This is a genomic window from Aureimonas psammosilenae (genome assembly GCF_009176975.1).
Classification (GTDB): domain Bacteria; phylum Pseudomonadota; class Alphaproteobacteria; order Rhizobiales; family Rhizobiaceae; genus Plantimonas; species Plantimonas psammosilenae.
Map to the genome: position 1 here is coordinate 233150 of NZ_WEZG01000006.1, position 20843 is coordinate 253992.

Sequence of the window (20843 nt, forward strand, 5' to 3'; positions counted from 1 at the left end):
CTCAAGACGGCGTCACCTGCGCCCTCAACGCGGCGGCAAACCGCTGCCCACCGTCGGCGGGGCATCGGCGGGGGCGGCTTCCGGAAATGTCCTCGGTCGCTCGCCGGCCTGCCGAAACGGATAATCGGTGAAGGTCATGGTGAAGAGCGCCGCCAGCCAGAACAGGCCGGCGAGGGCTGCGAGCGACAGGATCGCGGGCGAGTTCTTCAGCTTCATGAAGATCAAACCCACGAGAAGCGCCTTGGCGAGCGCGATGCCGTAGGAAACCGGCCCGTTCCACGCGCCCATCGGCACATAGGCGAGAACGAGGGTGAGGCCGAGGAGAAGGATCAGCATTGCGCCGATCAGGACGCTGCGGCGCCAAAGCGCCAAGCCCCCTTCTTCCGCCCGCCCGCTCATGCCGGCCCCGCCCGACCGCCGAGATAAAGCAGCGGGTAAAGGAAGATCCAGACGATATCCACGAGGTGCCAGTAAAGGCCGAGAACGGGAAGCGTGGCGCTGTCCTTGAACGCGAGGCTCCCGCGCCGGACGCGCCAGGCGACGAGCAGCACCGTCACGATGCCGATAGTCAGATGCACCGCGTGGACGCCCGTCATCGTCCAGTAGAAGCCGTAGAAGATCTCGGCCGGGCCTTGGCCCAGACGGAAATCGGCGCCGGGCAGAAGGTTCTTTTCGATGTCTTCCTTATACTCGAAGCCCTTCACCACGAGAAAGGCGAGGCCGAGAAGGGCGGTCATGACGAGGCAAGAGACGGTTTGACGCTTCAGCCCCTTCTCCGCCGCCTTGTCGGCCACCGCCATCGTGACGGAGGAAACGAGAAGGATCGCGGTATTGACGCTGCCGAAGACGACATTGGTTTCGCGCGCGGCCTGGAGCATCTCGTCCGGGTGAAGGTGGCGATAGATCGTGAAGGCGGCGAAAAGGCTGCCGAAGAACAGGACCTCGCTCGCCAGAAACACCCACATGCCGAACGCCGCCGACAAGCGCTGGCGCTCGATATCCTCGAAGGGCTCGTTGAGACCGGCCTCGGCGCTCATGCCACCGTCCCCTGCGGATCATGGGGCTGGCGGCGCTCAGTGCCCTCGTGGCCGGGGGCTTCCTTTTCGGGATGGTAGCGGTAGGGCTCCTGCGTGACGACGGGAATCCTCGTGAAATTGTCCTTTGGTGGCGGCGAGGTCGTCTGCCATTCGAGGCCCGTCGCGCCCCAGGGGTTCGGCTCGGCGCGTTTGCCGTAGCGCAGCGACCAGGTGAGATAGAAGATCGGCAGCGCATAGGCCGCCGCCAGCACCGCCGCCCCCGCCGAGGAGGTGACGTGGTAGATCTGGAATTCCGGCGCGTAGTGATGATAGCGCCGGTTCATCCCCAGATAGCCCATCAGGAACTGCGGGAAGAAGGTGAAGTTGAAGCCGAAATACATGAGGATAGCGGCAAAGCGCGCCCATCCGTCCGGCGCCATGCGGCCGGTGATCTTCGGCCACCAGAAATGCAGCGCCCCGAAGAAGGCCGACACCGCGCCGCCCACCATGATGTAGTGGAAATGGGCCACCACGAAGTAACTGTCGGTGACGTGGATATCCACGGGCAGCGAGGCGGTGAAGAGGCCGCTCAATCCCCCGATCACGAACAACCCGATGAAGCCGAGGGCGTAGAGCATCGGCGCTTCGAAATAGATCTGGCCGCGATAAAGGGTGAAGGTCCAGTTGAAGGTCTTAATGGCGGAAGGGACGGCCACCACGAAGGACAGGAACGAGAACATGATCGCGGCGAAGGGCGACATGCCCGCCACGAACATATGATGGCCCCAGACGAAGAAGCCGATGATAGCGATGGCCATGATGGCGTAGATCATCGCCGTGTAGCCGAAGACGCGGCGGCGCGCGAAGCAAGCGATGAGTTCCGAGATCACCCCGAAGCTCGGCAGCACCATGATATAAACGGCCGGGTGGCTGTAGAACCAGAAGAGGTGCTGGAAGAGCACCGGATCGCCGCCATTGGCCGGATCGAAGATCGGCAGCCCGAACAGGCGCTCGGCCATGATGAGAAGGAGCGAGACGGCGAGAACCGGGGTCGCGAGCACGATCACGAGCGCGGTCGCGTACATCGTCCAAACGAAGAGCGGCAGGCGCATCCAGGTCATGCCGGGCGCGCGAAGAACGTGGATCGTGACGATGAAGTTGACGCCCGTCGCGATGGTCGAGAAGCCGGACACGAAGACGGCGACCGCCGCCAGGACCACATAGCCGTTGGAGAAGAGCGAGGAGAAGGGCGCGTAGAAGGTCCAGCCCGTGTCGACGCCCCCCAAGATCAGGCAGGCGATCACGAAGACCCCGCCGATCATGTTGAGATACCACGACAGGAGGTTGAGCTTCGGGAAGGCCATGTCCTTCGCCCCGATCATCAGGGGCAGGAGGAAGTTGCCGAAGGTCGTCGGGATGGAAGGCACGAGAAAGAACCACACCATCACCACGCCGTGTAGCGTGAACAGGCGGTTATAGGCGTCGTTGGAAAAGAAGCGGCCTTCCGGCGAGATCAGTTCCAGCCGGATCAGCGTCGCGGCGATGCCGCCGACGAAGAAGAAAAAGGTGATGGAGCCGAAGTAAAGGAGTGCGATGCGCTTGTGGTCGGTGGTGAGAAGCCAGGATCGGAGGCTCCGCCCGGCCGACAGGTAGCTGCCTTCGCTCGTATCCCCGAGCGGCGCCTGCCGGCGGGCGGGCTCGAATATCGCCTCGCTCATCGCACGGCCTCCCCTGTGGTGCCCGAGACCCGGAGCGATCGGATATAAGCGACGAGGCTGGTCAGCTCGTCTTCGGAAACGACGCCCGCAAAGCTCGGCATGACCGGCTCGAAGCCGGCGGCCACCTCGCGGCGGGGCTGGAGGATCGAGTCGCGGATGTAGCGCTCGTCGGCGAGAACATGGTTGCCATCGGCGAGTGGGATCTCGCGGTTGAAGATGCCGGCGAGATTCGGGGCGCGCACGGCGGCGCGGCCCCCGTGGCAGCCGGCGCAGCCGAGCTGGACGAAGAGTTTGCCGCCTTCCGTCGCCAGATCGTCGCCTTGGGGCTGGCGCGCGATCCAGTCGGCATAGTCGGGTTTCGTCATCACCACGACCTGCCCGATCATCTGCGAATGGTCGGTGCCGCAGAGTTCGGCGCAGAAGAGGTGATAGCTGCCGACCTTATCCGCCTGGAACCAGTCCTGCGTGAGGCGGCCGGGGATGATGTCGCGCTTGAAGCGGAAGGCCGGCACCCAGAAGGAATGGATCACGTCCTCCGAGGTCATCACGAGGCGCACCGGCGTGTCGACGGGAACATGGAGCGCGTTGATCTCGCGCGGGCCGGAAGGGCTTTGCGTCTTGAACATCCATTGCTTGGCGGTGACGTGTACCTCCATCGCGTCAGCCGGCGCGTCGTAGGTGGCGAACTGCGACGTCGTCGCCCACCAGAACAGGAAGATGAAGAGAAAGAAGGTCGCCGCCGTCCAGCCAATCTCGAATTCGCGACGGGCGAAGGCCGGCATCTCGCCGCGCGGCGCGCCGGAGCCATGGCGGTAGCGCACGGCGAAGGTGACGATGAGGACAAGAACGGTGAAAAAGATGAAGGCCGATAGGGCCAGAAGCGCGAAGAACAGCGTGTCCGTGGCGCGGCCCTGAACGCTCGCGGCGGGAAGCCAGAAGATCGACTCGCCGTTCATCGCGCGGCTCCCGCATGCGGCCGACGGCGGAGGAGGAGAAGCACGAGACCGGCAAGTGCCAAAACGGTGCCAAGCGCCGCGATGCGCAGGATCGCCTTGATGTCGGCGGTGTAGAGGCCGGTCGCCGGATCGAAGGCGTAGCAGCGCAAGGCCACGCGTTCGAGAAGCGTGCCGATGCGCCCGTCGCCGGTTTCCACGAGCGCCCTGCGCAGCGTCTCCGGCATCAGGGAAAGGCCGGCGAGCGCGCGGCCCACCTGCCCGTCGGATCGCAGAACCAGAAGCGCGGCGGGATGGGCGAACTGATCTTCCGCCGCATCGTACCGATAACCGTAGCCCGCTTCGCTCGTCAGTTGCGCGATCGTCGCGGCGTCCGACTGGAGGAAATGCGCTTTCGCCTGGAGGTCCGGCGAGGTCCCGCCCAATGTTTCCCCACGCATTCGGGCAGCGTCCCCGGCGTCATCCTTCGGATCGAGCCCGACCACGAGAAGGCCGGCATTCACGTCGGCGAGTTCCGGTGAGGCGAGCGAGGCGGCGGCGATGGACAGTTCGGCCCCGCAGACGCTCTTGCAGGTGTAGTCGGCGAAAACGAGCAGCGAGGCGGGGTACTGGCGAAGAAGGGACCCAAGCGTCGTGTTTCGGCCGTTCTCGGACAGCCTCGCGTCGAGTGACAGCCGCGCGCCGGGCGCGGGTTCGAGCGACACGGCGTTCAAGGTGCCGGGCCCGAGCGCGGCGATGGCCGGCGAGGCGACGAGAAGGGCCAAGGCGAGAAGCCCAGAGCGCATCATCGCACGCCCTCCTTGAGCCCGGTCGCAGCCCTGACGGCGCGGCTTCGCGCATCGTCGGGAGCCGCAGCGGCCAGCGGCGCGAAGGCGCCCGCCCCTTGCCCGACGAGGATTTCCATCGCGCGCTCCACCGGGATCTGCACCCGGCCCTGCGTTCGATCGGCCCAGGCATAGCTCGACAGGCGTTTCGCCTGCATGTCGGTCAGCCGGTCGTAGTCGGCGGCGGGGTCGACCTGAAGCCGCGGAGCGGGCAGCACATGGACGTCCTGCGAGGGCGAGGAAAGCTTGACGCGCGCGGCGGTGTACCAGCCGAAGCCGGCGAGCGAGAGCGCCATGAACCCCGCCCATCCTGCGAGAAGAAGAAGAACGTGGCCCGTCGCCACATCCGGCGATTCCGGCTGGCCGCGCCGGGGTATGAGGCGCTCGACAAGGGTGCGGCCGGCATGGGCAAGCGATTGGCCGAGGCCGGCAAAGAACCCGCGCGCACGGCTGGGAGGGGTCGGTTCAGACGGCATGGAGACGCCCTCCCCTGATGCGCGCTCGACCAAGAGCTTGCGCCAACCCGAGCGCGACGACGCCCGACAGGAGGACGCTCGCCCAGAAGACGGGGCCGGGCTGCCATTCCGGCGCGGTCCACCAAAGGGTGCGGAGCGCCGTGCCGAGGATCGCGCTGATCCCCACGATGCGCTGAATGCGGGCGCTGTTTCGCCAATCGCCTTTCAGCGAGGCCACGAAGGGCAAAAGCGCGGCCGACACGAACACGAGGCCGATCGCCGTCACTCCAAACGGCGTTGCGCGGCGCAGGTACCACGCGGCCTGATCGGGCAGGTTGCCGTCATAGGCGACGAGGAACTGCATGAGGTCGAGGTAAAGCAGGCCGAGGGCGAAGGTGACGAGAAGCTTGGCGATGTCGCCCGTCGCCTTTCCACCGACGCCCGATGCCGCCACCCATCCCGCGCCCGCAAGGAGAAAGGCGAGCGACCAGCTCATGGCAAAGGCGGTGGACTTGAAGCGCGGATCGAGAAGCAGCACCCAGTCCATGGCGGCGGTGCTGACCGTCAGCCCGAACAACAAGAGGCCGAGGCCCGCCAGCGCCTTGCTCAGGCGATGGGGCGCGAGAGCCGCCAGAAGCGCCAGGACGTTCCAGAGCCCGAGCGTCAGAGCCGAGCGCAGAACGAGGCCGGGGGCGTTCAGATACCAGTGCGCGACATCCTCGTGCCGGATCGTCGACGGATCGGCGATCCAGCGGAAAACGTCGCCCGGCAGAAGCAGCGCCGGCAGGGCCAGGAGCGACACGGCGGGCAGAAGAAGGGCTGCTCCCCCAAGCGCCGGGCGCGCAGCCTTGCCCCATTCGCCTCCCGTCAGGCGGTGGATCAAAAGAAGCAATGTCGCGCCGGTGGGAACGGCGAGAAGCACCAGGAAGCCGGCAAACAAACCGCGGATGACGGCGGCTTGATCCAAGATCGCCAGCGCCAGCACGAGGCCGGCGGCGATCAGGCCGAGATAACGGCGGTCGAGCCGGGCGAGGCAGGAAAACACGGCGCTCATCGCAGCCTCGCCGCCGCTTCGGGCGCTTGGGCAAGCGTCGCGGTGCGCGAGAGTTGCAGCGCGCGGATATAGGCGGCGATGGCCCAGCGGTCTTCCGGCTGAACACGGTCGCCATACGGATACATCGCGCCATAGCCATTGCCGATCACATCGACGAAATGGCGGGCGTCGGCGGCGAGAAGCCGCTCTGAATGATAGGACGGCGGGGGCGAGAAGCCGCGCTGGACGACGATGCCGTCGCCATCGCCGGCAAGGCCGTGGCACGGCGCGCAGACTTCGCCGAAAAGGCGCCGGCCCCGGTCCATGAGCTTCGCAGTCATCGGCGGCGGGTTCGCGATCGCCGCCATGCGCGCCGCTGTTCCACGTGAAACAACGCCCTCGGGAAGCGACCGGGTGGAGCTCGTCGTGCCCCAAAGATCGCTCGCCTCATAGGTCTTCAAGGACGGCTGGTCCGCCATTTCCTGGCCCGAGCAGCCGGCAAGGCAGAGAACAAAAAGGAGGGCCCGCCTCATGCCGGCACCTCCTCGACCCGCAAGGCACCGAGGCCCTTGAGATAGGCGCGCGCCGCAGCGGTTTCGGTGGCTTCGACCTCGAGAAAGAAGCGATCCTGGCTGGCGCGCTCGAAGCCTTCCACCGCGAAAAGCGGGTGGTGGAGGCGCGGCAGCCCGCAGGACACGAGAAGCGACACGAAGCCGGCGAGCGCCGCGCCCAGCACCGTCAGCTCGAACACGGCGAAGAAGAAGTCCGGCCAGCTCGCCAGCGCCCGCCCGCCGGCCTGAATAGGCAAAACTTCAGTCACCGACACCCATTGCAGCGCGAGCCCGAGAAGCCCGCCCACAACACCGCCGATCAGCATGGCCGTCTTCACGCTCGGGCGCGGCGGCTGGTCGAGCTCTTTGGCCAAGCCTTCCACCGAAAAAGGCGTATAGGCGTCGAGAACGCGGAAAGCCGTTGCCTGCCGCGTCTGCCGCGCGGCCAGAAGCAGGCGGTCGGCATTGGAAAACTCGGCGAGGAGGCGGTTCGTCATCGCCCCTCCCCGCCGGGCACGAGTTGGCGCACCTCGTGCATGGAAACGGCCGGCACGAAGCGCAGAAACAGGCAGAACAGGAACACGAAGAAGCCGAGCGAGCCGGACAGAAGCAACCAGTCCCAGACGGTCGGGGCGTAAAGCTTCCACTGCGACGGCAGGTGCGAGCGCGACAGGGTGTTGATGATGAGAAGGATGCGCTCGAGATACATGCCGACATTGATGGCGAGCGCGACGAACACGAGCATGGGGATACTGCGCCGCGCCCAAGGCCACCAGAAGGCTTGCGGGATCAGGCAGTTGCAGGCGATCTGCGCCCAGTAGAAGGCGGCATAGGCCCCTGTGAACTCGAAAGCGGCGACGGTGCGATCCGCCTCGTCGCCGGCCACCCAGGCCTGATAGGCCTCCGTCGCGTAGGACAGCGTCATGACCACCGAGCCGGCGAGAATGATCTTCGCCATGGCGTCGAAATGGGTCATCGTCACGAGGCCGGTATCGCGCAGGAAGCCGCGCACCGCGACGGCGAGGAGCACCACCATGGCGAAGCCCGAGAACATCGCGCCGACGACGAAATAAGGCGGAAAGATCGTCTCCGCCCAACCCGGCATCGGGCCGGCGGCGAAATCCATGCCGACGACGCTGTGAACGGACACGACGAGCGGAAGCCCAAGCGCACCCATGGTGTGATAGAATTTCTCGTAAGCTGCCCAATGGCGGGCCGAGCCCCGCCAGCCGAGCGCCAGAATACCGTAGGCGACCTGCGCGCCCCTCGTCTTCGCGCGGTCGCGCAGCGTCGCGAAATCCGGAATCGCGCCCGTGTACCAGAAGAGGATCGAGAAGATCAGGTAGGACAGGATCGCGAAGAAGTCCCAGACGAGCGGGCTCTTCCACTGCGGCCACGCGCCCATCGTGTTGGGATAGGGCATCAGCCAGTAAGCGTAGAAGGGTCGCCCGAGATGGAGGATCGGGAAAAGGCCCGCGATGGCGGCGGCAAACAGCGTCATCGCCTCGGCGAAGCGGTTCACGGAAGACCGCCATTTCTGGCGCGTCAGCAGCAACATGCAGGAGATCAGCGTTCCCGCATTGCCGATGCCGATCCACCAGACGTAGTTCGCGATCGGATAACCCCAGACGACGCTGGTATTGTTGCCGAAGATGCCGATGCCCTGGAGAAAGAGCCACGTCATCGTGCCGACCATGACGGCGGTGAGAGCGAGGCCGATCAGGAAGGCCCACCACCAGCCGCGCGGCAGCGCGCGTTCCAGAACCGGGTCGGCGACGGTGCGCGTCAAGCCCGCATAGGAGCGGTCCGGGGACCGGAGAACCGCGTCGCTCAAAGCTCGCCCTCCCCCTCCAGTGCCGGGTTGGTGTTGCGGACTTTCGCGAGATAGGTCGTGCGGGGGCGCGTGCCGACTTCCTCCAGAAGCGCGTAGTGCTGCGGCTCACCGCGCAAGGTGCGCACCCCGGAGCCCTCCACCGCCAGATCGCCGAAGCGGATCGCTTCCGTCGGGCAGGCGGCGGCGCAGGCCGTCACCACTTCGCCATCGGCCATCGGCCGCCCCTGGCCTTCCGCCTTCTGGCGCGCGCCCGCGATGCGCTGGACGCAATAGGTGCATTTTTCCATGACGCCGCGCCCGCGCACCGTCACGTCCGGGTTGAAGCGCGCCTGCAGCGGCTCGGCGCCCAGATTGGCGTATTCCTGGCCGGCCGCATAGCCGAAAAAGTTGAAGCGGCGCACCTTGTAGGGGCAGTTCGCCTGGCAGAACCGCGTGCCGATGCACCGGTTGTAGACCTGGACGTTCAGGCCCTCGTGGTCGTGGACGGAAGCGCCGACCGGGCAGACCGGCTCGCAAGGGGCTTTCTCGCAATGCATGCAGGGGACGGGCTGGAAGACGGTGCGGTTTTCATCCTCCGGCTTCTCGTAGGAATCGATCCGCAGCCAGTGCATGGAGCGGTTGGCGCGGATTTCGTCCGGCCCGACCACGGGCACGTTGTTTTCCGACTGGCAGGCGATCACGCAGGCATTGCAGCCGATGCAGGCGCCCGTGTCGATCACCATGGCCCAGGCATGGCGGCCGGTTTCGCCGGGGTCGGTCTTCTCGTAGACCTGCCCGCCGTAGAAGCTCGGGGGCGGATCGTCGGACGGGCGAAGGCGCTTGCCGCCCGCCAGATCGGCGAGCGTCATTTCGGGCGCGAGGTCGCGGCCTTCCTCGGTCAGATGGAACTGCGTCAGCGGCAGGGGCTCGCTGGTACCGACGCGCGACAAGGAAACGCCGGAAAGCACCCAGAGCGCATCGGCGCGGCGCAGCGCATAGGCGTTGGACCCGAGCCCGATGCCGATCGCCCCGGTCTTCTCGCGCCCATAGCCGAGCGATAAAGCGACCGCGCCTTCCGCCATGCCTTTATCCAGAAGAACGGGCGCTTCGAGATGGCGACCCTGATGTTCGATCCGCACGGCGTCGCCGGCAGCGATCCCGAGACGCGCGGCGTCCTTCTCGCCGATCCGCAGCGCGTTGCCCCAGGTGAGATGCGTGCCGGGCTTCGGGCATTCCTGCAGCCAGGCATTGTTGTTGAAACGCCCGTCGTAGATCGTCGGGTCGGCGTGGATCAGAAGCGCCACCCCTTCGCCGGACTCCCCGGCGGAAATGACGGGCGCGCTTGGTGCGCGGGGTGGAGGAACGGCCGGGCTGGCGCTGCCTTCCACCACGCCTGCCTCGACGGTGCGCAGCCACCAGTTCTCGAAGTCGTCCCGCGCCAAGACTTGGGCGCGCGCCCAAGTCTCGCGCAGGATCGCGCGCGGGTCGGGCGTCTCGTTTCCGCCAAGCGCGGCGAGGAGTTCGGAGGCGGTGCGGGTGGCGTAAAGCGGGCGGATCAGCGGTTGGACGATGCCGGCCGTCCCGTCCACGGCGCGAATGTCGCCCCAGGCTTCGAGGGGATGGCTTTCGGGCACATGCCAGCGGCAGGAGTAGGCCGTTTCGTCGCGATAGAGCCCAAGATGCAGCGCGAAGGGCACGCGGCGCAGAAGGCCGGAGAAGTCGAGATCGCCGGGGCCGTCATAAACCGGGTTGCAGTCAAGAACGAAAAGAGTGTCGACTTGGCCCTTCTCGATATCGGCCGCGAGTGCGCCGATGCTGGCGCCATGCCCTTCCTCCACCGGGTCGACCGACTCGATCAGATCGAGGGTCGTGCCGAAATTGCCGAGTTGATGGTTCAGCCAGAACCCGAGGGCGTGGATTTCGGGCGGCTGTTCTTCGCCGACGAGAACGAGCGCTTGGCGTCCCGCCGCCTTCAAATCGGCCTCGACGGCACCGAGAAAGCCGGCATCCACATTCGGTCGCTCGCCCTCGCCTGCTCCGAAGCGCGCGGCCAGCGAGGCGGCAAAGTCGCGGAGGCGGGCGGGCGACAGGGCCAAGCGATGGTCGGCGGCATGGCCGGTCAGCGTCGAGGCGCTTTCGACGACGTAAAGGCGCTGCATGGCGCGGTTGTCGCCCCGCACCCTTCGCCGGGCCGAAAAGCCCTTGGCGTTGCGGATCTGCGCCGGCCCCGGCCCTAACGGATCGGCGCCGAGGCAGAGCACCACATCGGCGCGGGTGAGATGCGGCAGCACGTCCAAACGCCGACCAAAGGCGGCAAGCGAACCCGCCCGCGCATTGTCGTCACCGAGCGGCTCGTGCCGGTAATGGCGAAGCTGCGGGAAGGCCTGACGGAGTTCCGCGATCTGGCGCAGCAGCGTCGGCGAGGTGATGCGGCCGGTGAGGACGCCCAAGCCTTCGCCGCCGTTTCGGGCGAAGGCCGCACGGCGCGGGCGAAGCTCGGCCAGAAGTGCTTCCCAATTGCTGATGGCGCCGTCTTTCAGCAACGTTCGCGAGCGGTCGGGATCGTAGAGCCCAAGGATTTCGGCTTCCGCGAAGAGGTCGGTCGCCCCTAAGCTCGCGGGATGGAGCGCATTGCCCGAAACCTTGATCGGCCGCCCTTCCACGGAAATTCCCAGAGCGCCGCGCCCATAGCCGCCGAGCGGCAGGGAAGTGGCGAAGGCCAAGGGCTCGCCGGCGGGCAGGCCGGTCGGATTGGTGACGAGCGGCACGATGTCTTCCGCCGGCTTGCAGCCTGCGACGCCCGCCGCGAGCGCCACCCCGAGGAGGCGCAGCGCCTCGCGGCGGTTCAAGGGGGCCGAGGCCATCGTGTCGAGCGGATCGGCAAGGGGTGAGAAGGGCGCGTTCATCGGTGGCACAGCGAACAGTCGAGAAGGCGGGACTTGTCGATGCCGTGCGTGGCGACGAGCGCGCGGCCCTTTTCCTCCTGATCGGAGGGCGGCTTCCAATGGAAGTCGTAGATCGCGTCGGCTGGCCGAAGCTGCTTTTCCGGGGCCTTATGGCAGTCGAGGCACCAGCCCATGGTCATCGGCGCGGCTTTGCGGATCAGCGGCATGGCGGTCACGTCGCCGTGGCAGGAGGAGCAGCCGACGCCGTTGTTCACATGGACCGAATGGTTGAAGTAAACGTAGTCCGGCAGGTTGTTGACGCGGTGCCAGCTCAAAGGCTTGTTTTGCCCTAAGCTTTCGCGCACCGGCGCCAGCATGGCGGCATTGGTCCAGATCTGCGAATGGCAGCTCATGCAGGTTTGCGTCGCGGGCATCCCCGCGAAGGCCGTCTTCTCGACTTGGCTGTGGCACATGGCGCAGCCGATGCCGAGCTGGCGCACGTGATGCTCGTGGCTGAAGGGCGGCACCTGATCGACCGTTTCGTGCTGGCCTGTAATGTAGGGCGAGCCCATCAGGAGATAGGCGAAGATCACCAGCGCGAAGGGGCCGAGCGCCAGGGAAACCAGCGCCATGCGGGCATAGGTCGTCGCTCCCGGCTGGAAAATCTGCGCCATGCGGGGGAGGTCAGACGGCCTGCCCCGGCCCGCGCACGGCGAGCGAGGTTCGTTGATTCAACATCGGCATTCCCCCTTCGACAAGGGGAACTGGCCTAGTTTGGAATGATCTCAACCTGGGCAGGCGAGGCGGCGAACGAAATCCACGTTACGATAGCGTAGACGGCTACAGGAACTTGCCCCTTCGAGCCTTGCGAAGGCTCGGATCGAGAATCCATTCGGCGCTGTCGTTCCAGACATCTATCCTTGGTGATCCACCCATCCACCACGTCGACGCGGTCGACATGGCGATTGTTGTCCCTTCGCCGAGGCGCTTCGGCCCTCCTCCCCTATCTCGTCGACATGATCTTCTTCACCGCCGACACGCATTTCAACGACCCGCGCGTGCTTCGTCTCGACCGCCGCCCCTTCGCCAACCTCGAAGAACACGACGCGGCGCTGGTCGCCAACTGGAACGAGGCCGTGGGTTCAGGGGATACGGTGTTCCATCTCGGCGATTTCGCGCGCGGGACAAGCGAAGCGAAGGCCGCGCTCCTGTCCCGGCTCAATGGGCTGAAGCACCTGATACACGGCAACAACGACGACGCGGAAACGCATGGCGCTGCCGGCTGGCAGAGCGTCGCAGCCTATGCCGAGATCGAGGTGGACGAGCGCCATCTCGTTCTTTGCCACTACGCCTTTCGCACTTGGAACGGCATGGGCCGGGGCGCGATCAACCTTCACGGCCATTCCCATGCGCGCTTGAAGCCCATGCCGCGCCAGTTCGATGTCGGCGTCGACGCCTTTCCGTTCCGCCCGGTGACGCTTGCGCAGATTCTCGCCTCGCGAAAAGGGGGCAAGGCCATCGGGCCGGCGACCTGACGTCGCCTTGCCGCGCCCCCGCTTGGCATGGCAATCCGGGGTTTCAGACCAATGGCGGACAAACGAGCGGCAAGCATGCTGGAGCGCGAGCTCGATTTCGAGGAGCCGGCAAGGATCGCGGCGCATCTCGCCGAGCGGCCGGGCTTCGCCTTTCTCCACAGCGCCGCGAGTTCCGGCGGTTTGGGGCGCTATTCATTCATCGGCATCGAGCCCTTCGCGCGCTTCCATGTTCGAAACGGGGTCGCCTTCTGGAACGGCGAAGACCTGCCCGAACCGCCCCTGGACGCCTTGCGCGACGTTCTCGCCCGCTTTCGCTTCGAGCGACGCAGCGCCTTTCCTTTCGAAGGGGGTGCGATCGGCTATGTCGCCTATGATTTCGGCCGCCGGCTGGAGCGGCTGGCCGAGCCCGCTCAGCCCGCCTTTGGCGACGAGATATGCTTCGACTTCCACGATCTCGTTCTCGCCTTCGACGCGCAGGAACGGCGCTGCAGCCTTTTCTCCTCCGGCATGGATGTGGACGGCAAGGCGAGCCATGCCCATGCCGAGGCACGGCTGGCCCATGCCCTCGCGCTTCTCCGCGCCCCGAAACGAGCGCGAGCTGAAACGCCCGAGACCGGCGCGGCCGGCCCCTTCGTATCGAACTTCACGGCGGAAGCCTATGCCGCCGCCGTGGAGCGCGTGAAGGAGCATATCCGCGCCGGCGACATCTATCAGGCGAACATCTCGCAGCGCTTCGAAGCCCCGCTCGGCTCCCGCTTCGACGCCTTCGCCTTCTTCCAGCGGCTGGCGCAGGTGAACCCCGCGCCCTTCGCCGCCTTTCTGCGTTTCAACGACCTCGCGATCGCCTCCGCCTCGCCCGAACTCTTTTTGCGCTGCCGCAACGGGCAGGTCGAAACCCGGCCGATCAAGGGCACCGCGCCCCGCTCGCCCGACCCGGCCGAGGACGCGCGCCGCGCCGCCGCCCTCGTCGCCTCGGAAAAGGACCGGGCGGAGAACGTGATGATCGTCGATCTCCTGCGCAACGACCTGTCGCGCGCCTGCCGGCCGGGCACGGTGGAGGTGCCGGTGCTGTGCGGGCTGGAATCCTACGCTTCCCTGCATCACCTCACCTCCGTCGTCACCGGCTGTTTGAAGCCCAGCTTCGACGCGGTGGATCTTCTCGCTGCCACCTTTCCCGGCGGCTCGATCACCGGCGCGCCGAAGCTGAAGGCCATGGACATCGTCACCGCGATCGAAGGCACGGCACGCGGCGTTTATTGCGGCGCGATCGGCTTTCTCGGCTTCGACGGCGACATGGACCTCAACATCGCGATCCGCACCGTCGCGATCGAGGAAGGGCGCGCGGTCTTTCAGGCCGGCGGCGGCGTCACCCTTCTCTCGGACGGCGAGGCCGAATATGCCGAAACGCTTCTCAAAGCGCGGCGCATCTTCGAGGCCTTCGGCGTGGAAGGGGCGCCATGACCCTTCTCGTGATCGACAACTACGATTCCTTCGTCTTCAACATCCTGCGCTATTGCGCAGAGCTCGGGCACGAAAGCCGCATCCGCCGCAACGACGAGATCACGGTCGCGGAGATCGAGGCGATGGCCCCGTCCGCGATCCTGATCTCGCCCGGCCCTTCCACGCCGGGGCAAGCGGGCGTGTCGTTGGCCGCGATCCGCGCCTTTTCCGGCCGCACACCCATTCTCGGCATCTGCCTCGGGCATCAATGCCTCGGCGAGGTCTTCGGGGGGCGGACGGTGCGCGCCCGCGAGCCGATGCACGGGCGCGCGAGCGTGCTTCGACATGACGGTGCCGGGCTCTTCGCCGGCCTGCCGAGCCCGATGCGCGTCGGGCGCTATCATTCGCTGATCGTGGAAGGAGGACCCGCCATGGAGGAGCATCTGACCGTCACCGCGCGCTCGGCGGAAGGCGAGATCATGGCGCTCGCCCATCGCCGGCACCCGACATTCGGGGTGCAGTTCCATCCCGAATCCGTTCTGTCCGAACACGGCCACGCGCTTCTGGCGAATTTCTTCCGCCTCGGCGGGGTAAAACCATGACCGTCTGGCTCGACGGCGAGCGGTGTGAGACCCCGCGCATTCCCTTCGATCCGGCCGACCGGGGCCTTCTTCTCGGCGACGGCCTCTTCGATACGAGCCTCGTTCTCGGCGGGCGCGTCGTCTGGCGGGAAGCCCATCTCGAACGCCTCCAAGCCGCCTGCCGAACCCTCGGTATTCCCCTCGACCCGGACCTTGCCGCGCGCAGCATGGACATGGCGGCAGAAGACGCCGGAACCGGCTCGGTGCGCGTCACCGTCACCCGCGGGAGCGGGCCGCGCGGCCTTCTTCCCCCGCCCGAGCCGCGCCCGACGATCCTGGCCGCAAACGCGGCCGGTTCGCCAGCCCTCGCCTTCGCGCCCATCCGCCTTTGGCCGACCGCGATCCGCCGCAACGAGACCTCCCCCGCCTCGCGAGTGAAGGCGCTGAACTATCTCGACGCGGTTCTGGCGCTCGGTGAAGCGCGCCGGCACGATTGCGACGAGACCTTGTTTTTGAACACCGCCGGCCATGTCGCCTGCTGCGGAGCCGGCAACCTCTTCGCCTTGACGGGAAACAGTCTCGCGACGCCGCCCTTGTCCGACGGCGTCCTGCCCGGCATCGCGCGGGGCGCGATCCTGCGCCTCGCGCCTCGGATCGGTCTTTGCCCCCGCGAAATCTCCTTGTCGCCGGACGATATCCGGGCGGCCGATGCTCTTTTCCTGACCAACAGCCTGCGCCTGCTCGCGCCGGTGTCGGCGCTGGGCCAGCATGTCTTTCCGCCCGGCCCCGCGACCTCGACCCTTCGCCGCCTCGCGGAAATCCTGTGCGACGATATCGAGGAAAGCTGCGGGCTAAGCTCGGCCTCCCCGCTCCAGCCGGGCCGCATCGGCGCCTGAGGCAGGCAGCGCCTTTCCCGTCAAAGCCGGCCATCGGTGAGGTCTTTGAGATCGGCGAAGATCGACTGCCATTCGTCGGATTCGATCGGGAGAAGCCCTAGAAAGCGCAGATAGAACGCGCCCTCGTTGGCGAGAAACGCGAGCCTTGCCCGGCGCGCCTCTTCGCTGTCGGGCTTCAAGCCTTCGAGGCGTCCTTCATACCAGCGACGCGCGGTGACGGCGGCGTCGGGTTGCTGGAGCAGCATGGCGAGGAGGCTTGCCACCCGCGCCTGCGCGAACTCGTCGTAGCTGCGGGTCGCTTCGATATGCGCCCTGATCTTGCCGAGCGGCGACGGGTCCTTTCCGGCAAAATCGTGGAAGCGCTTCTCGTCCTCGGCCATCCACCGGTCGAACATCGCGGCGATCATCGCTTCCTTCGTTCCGAAGCACGATTGGACGCCGCCCTTGGTGATGCCGGCAGCCTCCGCCACGGTGCCGATCGTCAGCGCGCCCGCGCCGCGCGAGGCGACGATCTCTTCGGCGGCATCCAGCACCATGTTCCGGTCGATGGAGTTTCGGCGTCCCACGGGCACTGTCCCTTGCTTTTTGAAATACGATCGTATTTATATGCCGGCATCCGCAGGAGGGAAAGCCTCCTCGGAGCTTGCAAAGAAGGTGACGGCATGGCTTGGCTCTATCTCGTTCTCGCGGGACTTTTCGAGATCGGATGGCCCGTCGGACTGAAGATGGCGCAGAACCCGGCCTCGCGCCTCAGCGGGATCGCCATCGCGGTGTTCTTCATGCTGGTCAGCGGCGTCATGCTCTGGCTGGCGCAGCGCCAGATCCCCATCGGCACGGCTTATGCGATCTGGACCGGCATCGGCGCGGCCGGCACCTTCTTTATCGGCGTCACCGTTTACGGCGACCCGACATCCGTCGCACGCTTCGTCGGCGTCGCCTTGATCCTCGGCGGCGTGGTCACGCTGAAGCTCGCGCACTGATCGAGCCTCAAGCCGCCTTCGGATAGCGCATGTGCCGCCGGAAGCTCGACGGCGTCGAGCCGAAATGGCTGCGGAAGGAGCGGTGGAACTGGCTCACCGAGCCGAAACCCGTCTCGAAGGCGATCGTCGCCAGATCCTTGCGCGTCGATAGAAGCAGCGTCTGCGCCGCCATCATGCGGTGGCGCAGGATGTAATGGGCGACCGTCATGCCGAGAAGTGCGCGAAAGCGCGTCATGGCGTAGTTCGGATGAAGCCCCGCCGATCGGGCGACATCGGCGACCGTGATCGCCTCGTGGCCGTGCTCGGCGATGAAGCGCGTCATCTGCAGCACCTTCGCCGGCATCGCCCCCACCACGGCACGCCCTTCCTCGTGCTGGCCGGCCAGAAGGTCGCGCCAGCCCGTCACGTCGAGCCGACGCAGGATCAGGACGACCTCCGAGGCGACGAGATCGCGCAGGCGCATGTCGCGGCTCGCCAGCCATTCGGCGCGCATGCGAAGGATGGGTTCGGGCTCGAAGCGGCCGGGCTCTTGCGCCACCACCATGCCCCCGCCCAAGACCGCCGAGCGCAGCGCTTCGCCCACCGGCGCGCCGAGAAACATCTCCAGCGGCAGGTAGATGCAGACATAGCGGGTGCCGGGCGCCACCTCGACGCTTTGATGCGGGATCGCGCCCCAAAAGAGAACGAGATCGCCCGCCCGCACCACCGTCTGCCGCCCGTCGTGGCGGTAGGCGATGGTGCCTTCCAACACGTAGTTCATCTCGACCTGGCTGTGCGTGTGCGGGGCCGACATCACGAAGACCTCCTCGCAGCCGGCGATCAGGAAGTCGTTGCCGCGAACGAGGAAGCTTTCGATCGACAGGTGGGCCGGAACCGCCGCCACATCCGCATCCATTCGGTTCTCCCGCGTCAAACCTTAGGATCTGCGACATTTATCTCGTTTCTAGCGACGACGCGCAAGCCCGCTTCGCTAGTATCGCACTTGGACAAGCGGCCCCGGACGGGAGAAGGTTCGAGGGTTTGCCGGAACGGATCGATCGGGAGGATCGTCATGACAGGCATGGTTAAGCTCGTTGTCGCGGCTTTGGCGGGGGCCGCGCTGATGGCCCCCCTCGCGGCGCGCGCGCAAGAACAGAAGCTGTCCGGCACCGTCACGATCTGGAGCTGGGACGTGGCGGCCAAGGCGCTGGAAGCCGTGGTGCCGAAGTTCAACGAGAAATATCCGGACGTCACGGTCAAGATCGAGGATGTCGGCAACCAGCCGACCTACGACCGGGGCCTCGCCGGCTGCGCGGCGGGCGGCACCGGCATGCCCGACATCTACACGGTGGAAAACCAGGAATCGGAAGTCTTCTGGGCGCGCTTCCCCGAATGCTTCCGCGACGTGAAGGCGATGCTCGGCCCCGATGCCGACGCGCTTTTGGGCAAGTTTCCCGCCTTCAAGCTGGCCGAACTGACGGTTGGCGAGAAGGTCTACGCCATGCCGTGGGATTCCGGCCCGATCGTTCTCTTCTACCGGCGCGACATGTTCGAGAAGGCCGGCGTCGACGTCGCGACGATCGAGACCTGGGACGATTTCGTGGAAGCCGGCAAGAAGATCGTCGCCGCCAACGAGGGCGCGAAACTCGTGTCCACCAACGGCGACACGACCTGGTTCCGCATGCTCGCCAACCAGACGGGCTGCGCGATGTTCGACCCCGAAGCCCAGAACGTCACCATCTCGCAGCCCGCTTGCGTCCAGGCGCTGGAAGGGGTCGGCAAGGTGGCCAAAGCCGGTCTCTTCCTGCAGGCCAACTGGGGCGAGACGCTTCAGGCGATCAACGCCGACAAGCTCGCGGCCTCCATCTACGGCGGCTGGTACGAGGGATCGCTGCGCGGCGCAGCGCCTCAGCAAAGCGGCAAATGGGGCATCGCCCTGATGCCGGCCTTCGAGAAGGGCGGCTCGCGCGCCTCCAATCTCGGCGGCTCGGCGCTCGCGATTCCGACCGCCTCGCAGAATCCGGAAGCCGCGCTCGCGTTCCTCCGCTTTGCCGTCGGCACGCCGGAAGGGCAGATCATCCAGTTGAAGGCGAGCGGCCTCGTGCCGACCCTGCCGGAAGCGATCCAAGACCCTTACGTCAAGGAGCCCCAGCCCTTCTGGGGGAACCAGCCGATCTGGCAGACGGTGCTCGGCACGCTCGACAAGATCAAGCCCTGGCGCGGCACGCAGTATTTTGCCGAAGCCGACAACAGCTTCATTCCCATCTTCGCCGAGTTCATGGCCGGCAATCTCGAGGCATCGGCCGCCCTGACTCAAGCCGCGGACGAGATTTCCGGCGCGACGGGCCTGCCCGTCAAGGAATAAAACCCGCCTTTCGCTGCCGGAGCGGCCGCCTTTCCCATGGGTGGCGGCCGCTTGGCCCCATTCGCTCGGTCGCGGCCCATTGGAGGGGATGCCCATGCGTGCGGTTCGCGGCGCGCCCTACGCCTTTCTCGCGCCCTTTCTTCTGGTTTTCGCCCTGTTCTGGGGCTGGCCGCTGATCCAGTCGGTGATGCTGTCCTTCCAGAACACGCGCGTTTCGCCGTGGGTGTTCGATTGGAGCATCAACTGGCGTCGCCTTCTCGTGGACCGCGCTTTTCGCAATGCGCTCTGGAACACGCTTCTGGTTCTGGTCGTGCAGGTGCCCTTGATGCTGGCGCTCGCCACCGCGCTGGCGGTCGCTCTCGACCAGCCCTTCCTGCGCTTCCGGGCGTTCTTCCGCTTCGCCTTCTTCGCCCCCGTGGTGGTCAGCGAGGTCGCCTATTCCGTGGTCTTCCGCCTCCTTTTCAACGGCGATTTCGGCGCGGTGAACGGATTTCTGGCGAGCCTCGGCATCGACGGCCCGAACTGGCTGCACCAGGGAGGGTGGGCGAAGTTCGTGATCGTCCTCGCCCTCACCTGGCGCTGGACCGGCTACAACGCGATCATCCTCCTCGCCGGTCTTCAGTCGATCCCGAAGGAACTCTACGAGGCCGCGCGCATGGACGGCGCGGGCGCCTGGGCGCGCTTTCGCAACGTCACGCTGCCGCTTCTCGCGCCGGTTCTCGCCTTCTGCCTCGTTCTGTCGGTGATCGGCACGATGCAGCTCTTCGCCGAGCCCTGGCTCATCACCGATCGCGGCGGGCCGGGAAACGCCACCGAAACGCTCGGCACCTATCTCTACAAGCAGGGCTTCGTGAACCTCAATTTCGGCTATGCCTCCGCCATCGCCTATTCCATCGCGGCCATGGCCGCGCTGATCGCGGCGCTGAACCTTCTCCTGACACCCAAGGAGGCGCGGGCATGAGCGCCCTCCTGCCGGGCGTGAAGGCGCGCGAGCGCTGGCGCGGGCTCTGGCTGACGCTGGCGCTCCTGCCCGTCGCCCTTCTTTGGCTGTCGCCGCTCTACCTGATGGGCGTCTTCGCCACGCAACCTGACGCCGCGATCCTGTCCGCCGACACGCCGCTTCTGCCGGGCGGCGAACTTTTTGCCAATATCGGCCGCATCGTCGCGATCGCCACCTTCGACCGCGCGCTTCTCAACTCGGTTCTGGTGGCCCTCGCCTATGCGCTCCTTTCGGCGGCTTTGAGCAGCCTCGCCGGCTACGCCTTCGCGCGCTACCGCTTCCGGGGCCGGGGCCTTCTGTTCGGGCTGCTCGTGGCGACGCTGACCGTGCCCTATGCCGTGGTCATCATCCCGCAATACGTGCTGGTGGCGCGCGACCTGTCGCTCGCCAACACGCTGGTCGCGGTGATCGTGCCCCCGCTCTTCAACGCGCTCGGCGTTCTTTTCATGCGCCAGACCTTTCTCGGCCTGCCGGCGGAGATCGTGGACGCCGCGCGCATGGACGGGGCGGGAGAGTTCCGCATCTTCTTTTCCGTCGCGCTGCCGCTCGTCAGGCCGTCGCTGGCCGCCCTTCTCATCATCCTGTTCCTGGCGTCCTGGAACAACTACCTTTGGCCGCTCCTCGTCGCCCCGCAGCCCTCCGCGCGCACCGCCCCGGTGGCGCTCGGCTCGCTTCTCACCGTCAATTCGGTGCCGCCCTGGGGCGCGCTGATGGCCGGGGCCAGCCTGATGACGCTGCCGATGGTCGCGCTCTTCGTCTTCCTGCAACGCCATTTCGTGTCCGGCATCACTGCCGGGGCCGTGAAATAACAAGCATTTC

The 20843-nt window shown here is 66.5% G+C and carries 22 protein-coding genes; 8 read left to right on the top strand and 14 right to left on the bottom strand.

Annotation, left to right across the window (positions count from 1 at the left end; genetic code table 11):
• Nucleotides 1-24: 24 nt before the first annotated feature.
• From F9929_RS13415 to F9929_RS13470, 12 genes are read right to left on the bottom strand one after another with little or no spacing between them, the layout of a single operon-like run.
• Nucleotides 25-399, bottom strand: coding sequence for a cytochrome C oxidase subunit IV family protein (locus F9929_RS13415; RefSeq protein WP_152047077.1), 375 nt, complete (start codon nucleotides 397-399; stop codon nucleotides 25-27).
• A complete protein-coding gene (locus F9929_RS13420) occupies nucleotides 396-1037 on the bottom strand; it encodes a cytochrome c oxidase subunit 3 family protein (RefSeq protein WP_152047078.1) in 642 nt (213 codons plus the stop codon). Before F9929_RS13420 ends, F9929_RS13415 begins: the two co-directional genes overlap by 4 nt.
• Nucleotides 1034-2734 (bottom strand): cytochrome c oxidase subunit I, encoded by a 1701-nt coding sequence (locus F9929_RS13425; protein ID WP_152047079.1) that lies wholly within the window; start codon nucleotides 2732-2734, stop codon nucleotides 1034-1036. Before F9929_RS13425 ends, F9929_RS13420 begins: the two co-directional genes overlap by 4 nt.
• Complete coding sequence (coxB, locus tag F9929_RS13430) at nucleotides 2731-3690, bottom strand: cytochrome c oxidase subunit II (RefSeq protein WP_152047080.1); 960 nt, start codon at nucleotides 3688-3690, stop codon at nucleotides 2731-2733. The genes F9929_RS13425 and coxB overlap by 4 nt, the downstream gene beginning before the upstream one ends.
• Nucleotides 3687-4475 carry a thioredoxin domain-containing protein gene (locus F9929_RS13435; RefSeq protein ID WP_152047081.1) on the bottom strand — a complete coding sequence of 263 codons (789 nt, stop codon included), beginning with the start codon at nucleotides 4473-4475 and terminating at the stop codon, nucleotides 3687-3689. The genes coxB and F9929_RS13435 overlap by 4 nt, the downstream gene beginning before the upstream one ends.
• The gene (locus tag F9929_RS13440; RefSeq protein ID WP_152047082.1) at nucleotides 4472-4987 is read right to left on the bottom strand and encodes a hypothetical protein; all 516 of its coding nucleotides are present in this window, start codon (nucleotides 4985-4987) and stop codon (nucleotides 4472-4474) included. The genes F9929_RS13435 and F9929_RS13440 overlap by 4 nt, the downstream gene beginning before the upstream one ends.
• The gene (locus F9929_RS13445; protein ID WP_152047083.1) at nucleotides 4977-6020 is read right to left on the bottom strand and encodes a hypothetical protein; all 1044 of its coding nucleotides are present in this window, start codon (nucleotides 6018-6020) and stop codon (nucleotides 4977-4979) included. The genes F9929_RS13440 and F9929_RS13445 overlap by 11 nt, the downstream gene beginning before the upstream one ends.
• Entirely contained in the window at nucleotides 6017-6532 is a 516-nt protein-coding gene (locus F9929_RS13450; RefSeq protein WP_152047084.1) for a c-type cytochrome, read from the bottom strand. The genes F9929_RS13445 and F9929_RS13450 overlap by 4 nt, the downstream gene beginning before the upstream one ends.
• Complete coding sequence (locus tag F9929_RS13455; protein WP_152047085.1) at nucleotides 6529-7047, bottom strand: DUF3341 domain-containing protein; 519 nt, start codon at nucleotides 7045-7047, stop codon at nucleotides 6529-6531. Before F9929_RS13455 ends, F9929_RS13450 begins: the two co-directional genes overlap by 4 nt.
• A complete protein-coding gene (gene nrfD, locus F9929_RS13460; RefSeq protein WP_235919276.1) occupies nucleotides 7044-8384 on the bottom strand; it encodes an NrfD/PsrC family molybdoenzyme membrane anchor subunit in 1341 nt (446 codons plus the stop codon). Before nrfD ends, F9929_RS13455 begins: the two co-directional genes overlap by 4 nt.
• On the bottom strand, nucleotides 8381-11269 hold the full coding sequence (locus tag F9929_RS13465; protein ID WP_235919277.1) for a 4Fe-4S dicluster domain-containing protein: 2889 nt from the start codon (nucleotides 11267-11269) through the stop codon (nucleotides 8381-8383). The genes nrfD and F9929_RS13465 overlap by 4 nt, the downstream gene beginning before the upstream one ends.
• The gene (locus F9929_RS13470) at nucleotides 11266-11922 is read right to left on the bottom strand and encodes a cytochrome c3 family protein (RefSeq protein ID WP_152047086.1); all 657 of its coding nucleotides are present in this window, start codon (nucleotides 11920-11922) and stop codon (nucleotides 11266-11268) included. Before F9929_RS13470 ends, F9929_RS13465 begins: the two co-directional genes overlap by 4 nt.
• A 342-nt stretch (nucleotides 11923-12264) precedes the next feature.
• Here F9929_RS13470 and F9929_RS13475 point away from each other — a divergent pair, with 342 nt between their 5' ends.
• The 4 genes from F9929_RS13475 (at nucleotide 12265) to F9929_RS13490 (ending at nucleotide 15700) form a co-directional block, all read left to right on the top strand.
• Nucleotides 12265-12783, top strand: coding sequence for a metallophosphoesterase family protein (locus F9929_RS13475; protein WP_152047134.1), 519 nt, complete (start codon nucleotides 12265-12267; stop codon nucleotides 12781-12783).
• A gap of 75 nt (nucleotides 12784-12858) precedes the next feature.
• Entirely contained in the window at nucleotides 12859-14244 is a 1386-nt protein-coding gene (pabB, locus tag F9929_RS13480) for an aminodeoxychorismate synthase component I (protein WP_152047087.1), read from the top strand.
• Complete coding sequence (locus tag F9929_RS13485; RefSeq protein ID WP_152047088.1) at nucleotides 14241-14825, top strand: anthranilate synthase component II; 585 nt, start codon at nucleotides 14241-14243, stop codon at nucleotides 14823-14825. The genes pabB and F9929_RS13485 overlap by 4 nt, the downstream gene beginning before the upstream one ends.
• Nucleotides 14822-15700, top strand: coding sequence for an aminotransferase class IV (locus F9929_RS13490; RefSeq protein ID WP_152047089.1), 879 nt, complete (start codon nucleotides 14822-14824; stop codon nucleotides 15698-15700). Before F9929_RS13485 ends, F9929_RS13490 begins: the two co-directional genes overlap by 4 nt.
• Before the next feature lie 20 nt (nucleotides 15701-15720).
• On the opposite strand, the gene F9929_RS13495 is transcribed toward F9929_RS13490, so the two are convergent.
• On the bottom strand, nucleotides 15721-16266 hold the full coding sequence (locus tag F9929_RS13495; RefSeq protein ID WP_152047090.1) for a TetR/AcrR family transcriptional regulator: 546 nt from the start codon (nucleotides 16264-16266) through the stop codon (nucleotides 15721-15723).
• A 96-nt stretch (nucleotides 16267-16362) separates the two neighbouring features.
• Here F9929_RS13495 and F9929_RS13500 point away from each other — a divergent pair, with 96 nt between their 5' ends.
• On the top strand, nucleotides 16363-16680 hold the full coding sequence (locus tag F9929_RS13500) for a DMT family transporter (protein ID WP_152047091.1): 318 nt from the start codon (nucleotides 16363-16365) through the stop codon (nucleotides 16678-16680).
• 7 nt (nucleotides 16681-16687) lie between these two features.
• On the opposite strand, the gene F9929_RS13505 is transcribed toward F9929_RS13500, so the two are convergent.
• Complete coding sequence (locus F9929_RS13505) at nucleotides 16688-17575, bottom strand: helix-turn-helix domain-containing protein (protein ID WP_152047092.1); 888 nt, start codon at nucleotides 17573-17575, stop codon at nucleotides 16688-16690.
• 165 nt (nucleotides 17576-17740) lie between these two features.
• On the opposite strand from F9929_RS13505, the gene F9929_RS13510 reads away from it, so the two are divergent.
• The 3 genes from F9929_RS13510 to F9929_RS13520 all read left to right on the top strand — a co-directional run bounded on the left by F9929_RS13510 (nucleotide 17741) and on the right by F9929_RS13520 (nucleotide 20833).
• The gene (locus tag F9929_RS13510) at nucleotides 17741-19024 is read left to right on the top strand and encodes an extracellular solute-binding protein (protein ID WP_152047135.1); all 1284 of its coding nucleotides are present in this window, start codon (nucleotides 17741-17743) and stop codon (nucleotides 19022-19024) included.
• Nucleotides 19025-19112: 88 nt separating this feature from the next.
• Nucleotides 19113-19985: a carbohydrate ABC transporter permease gene (locus F9929_RS13515; RefSeq protein WP_193227754.1), complete on the top strand. Its 873-nt coding sequence runs from the start codon at nucleotides 19113-19115 to the stop codon at nucleotides 19983-19985.
• Nucleotides 19982-20833: a carbohydrate ABC transporter permease gene (locus F9929_RS13520; RefSeq protein WP_152047094.1), complete on the top strand. Its 852-nt coding sequence runs from the start codon at nucleotides 19982-19984 to the stop codon at nucleotides 20831-20833. Before F9929_RS13515 ends, F9929_RS13520 begins: the two co-directional genes overlap by 4 nt.
• Nucleotides 20834-20843: the final 10 nt, after the last annotated feature.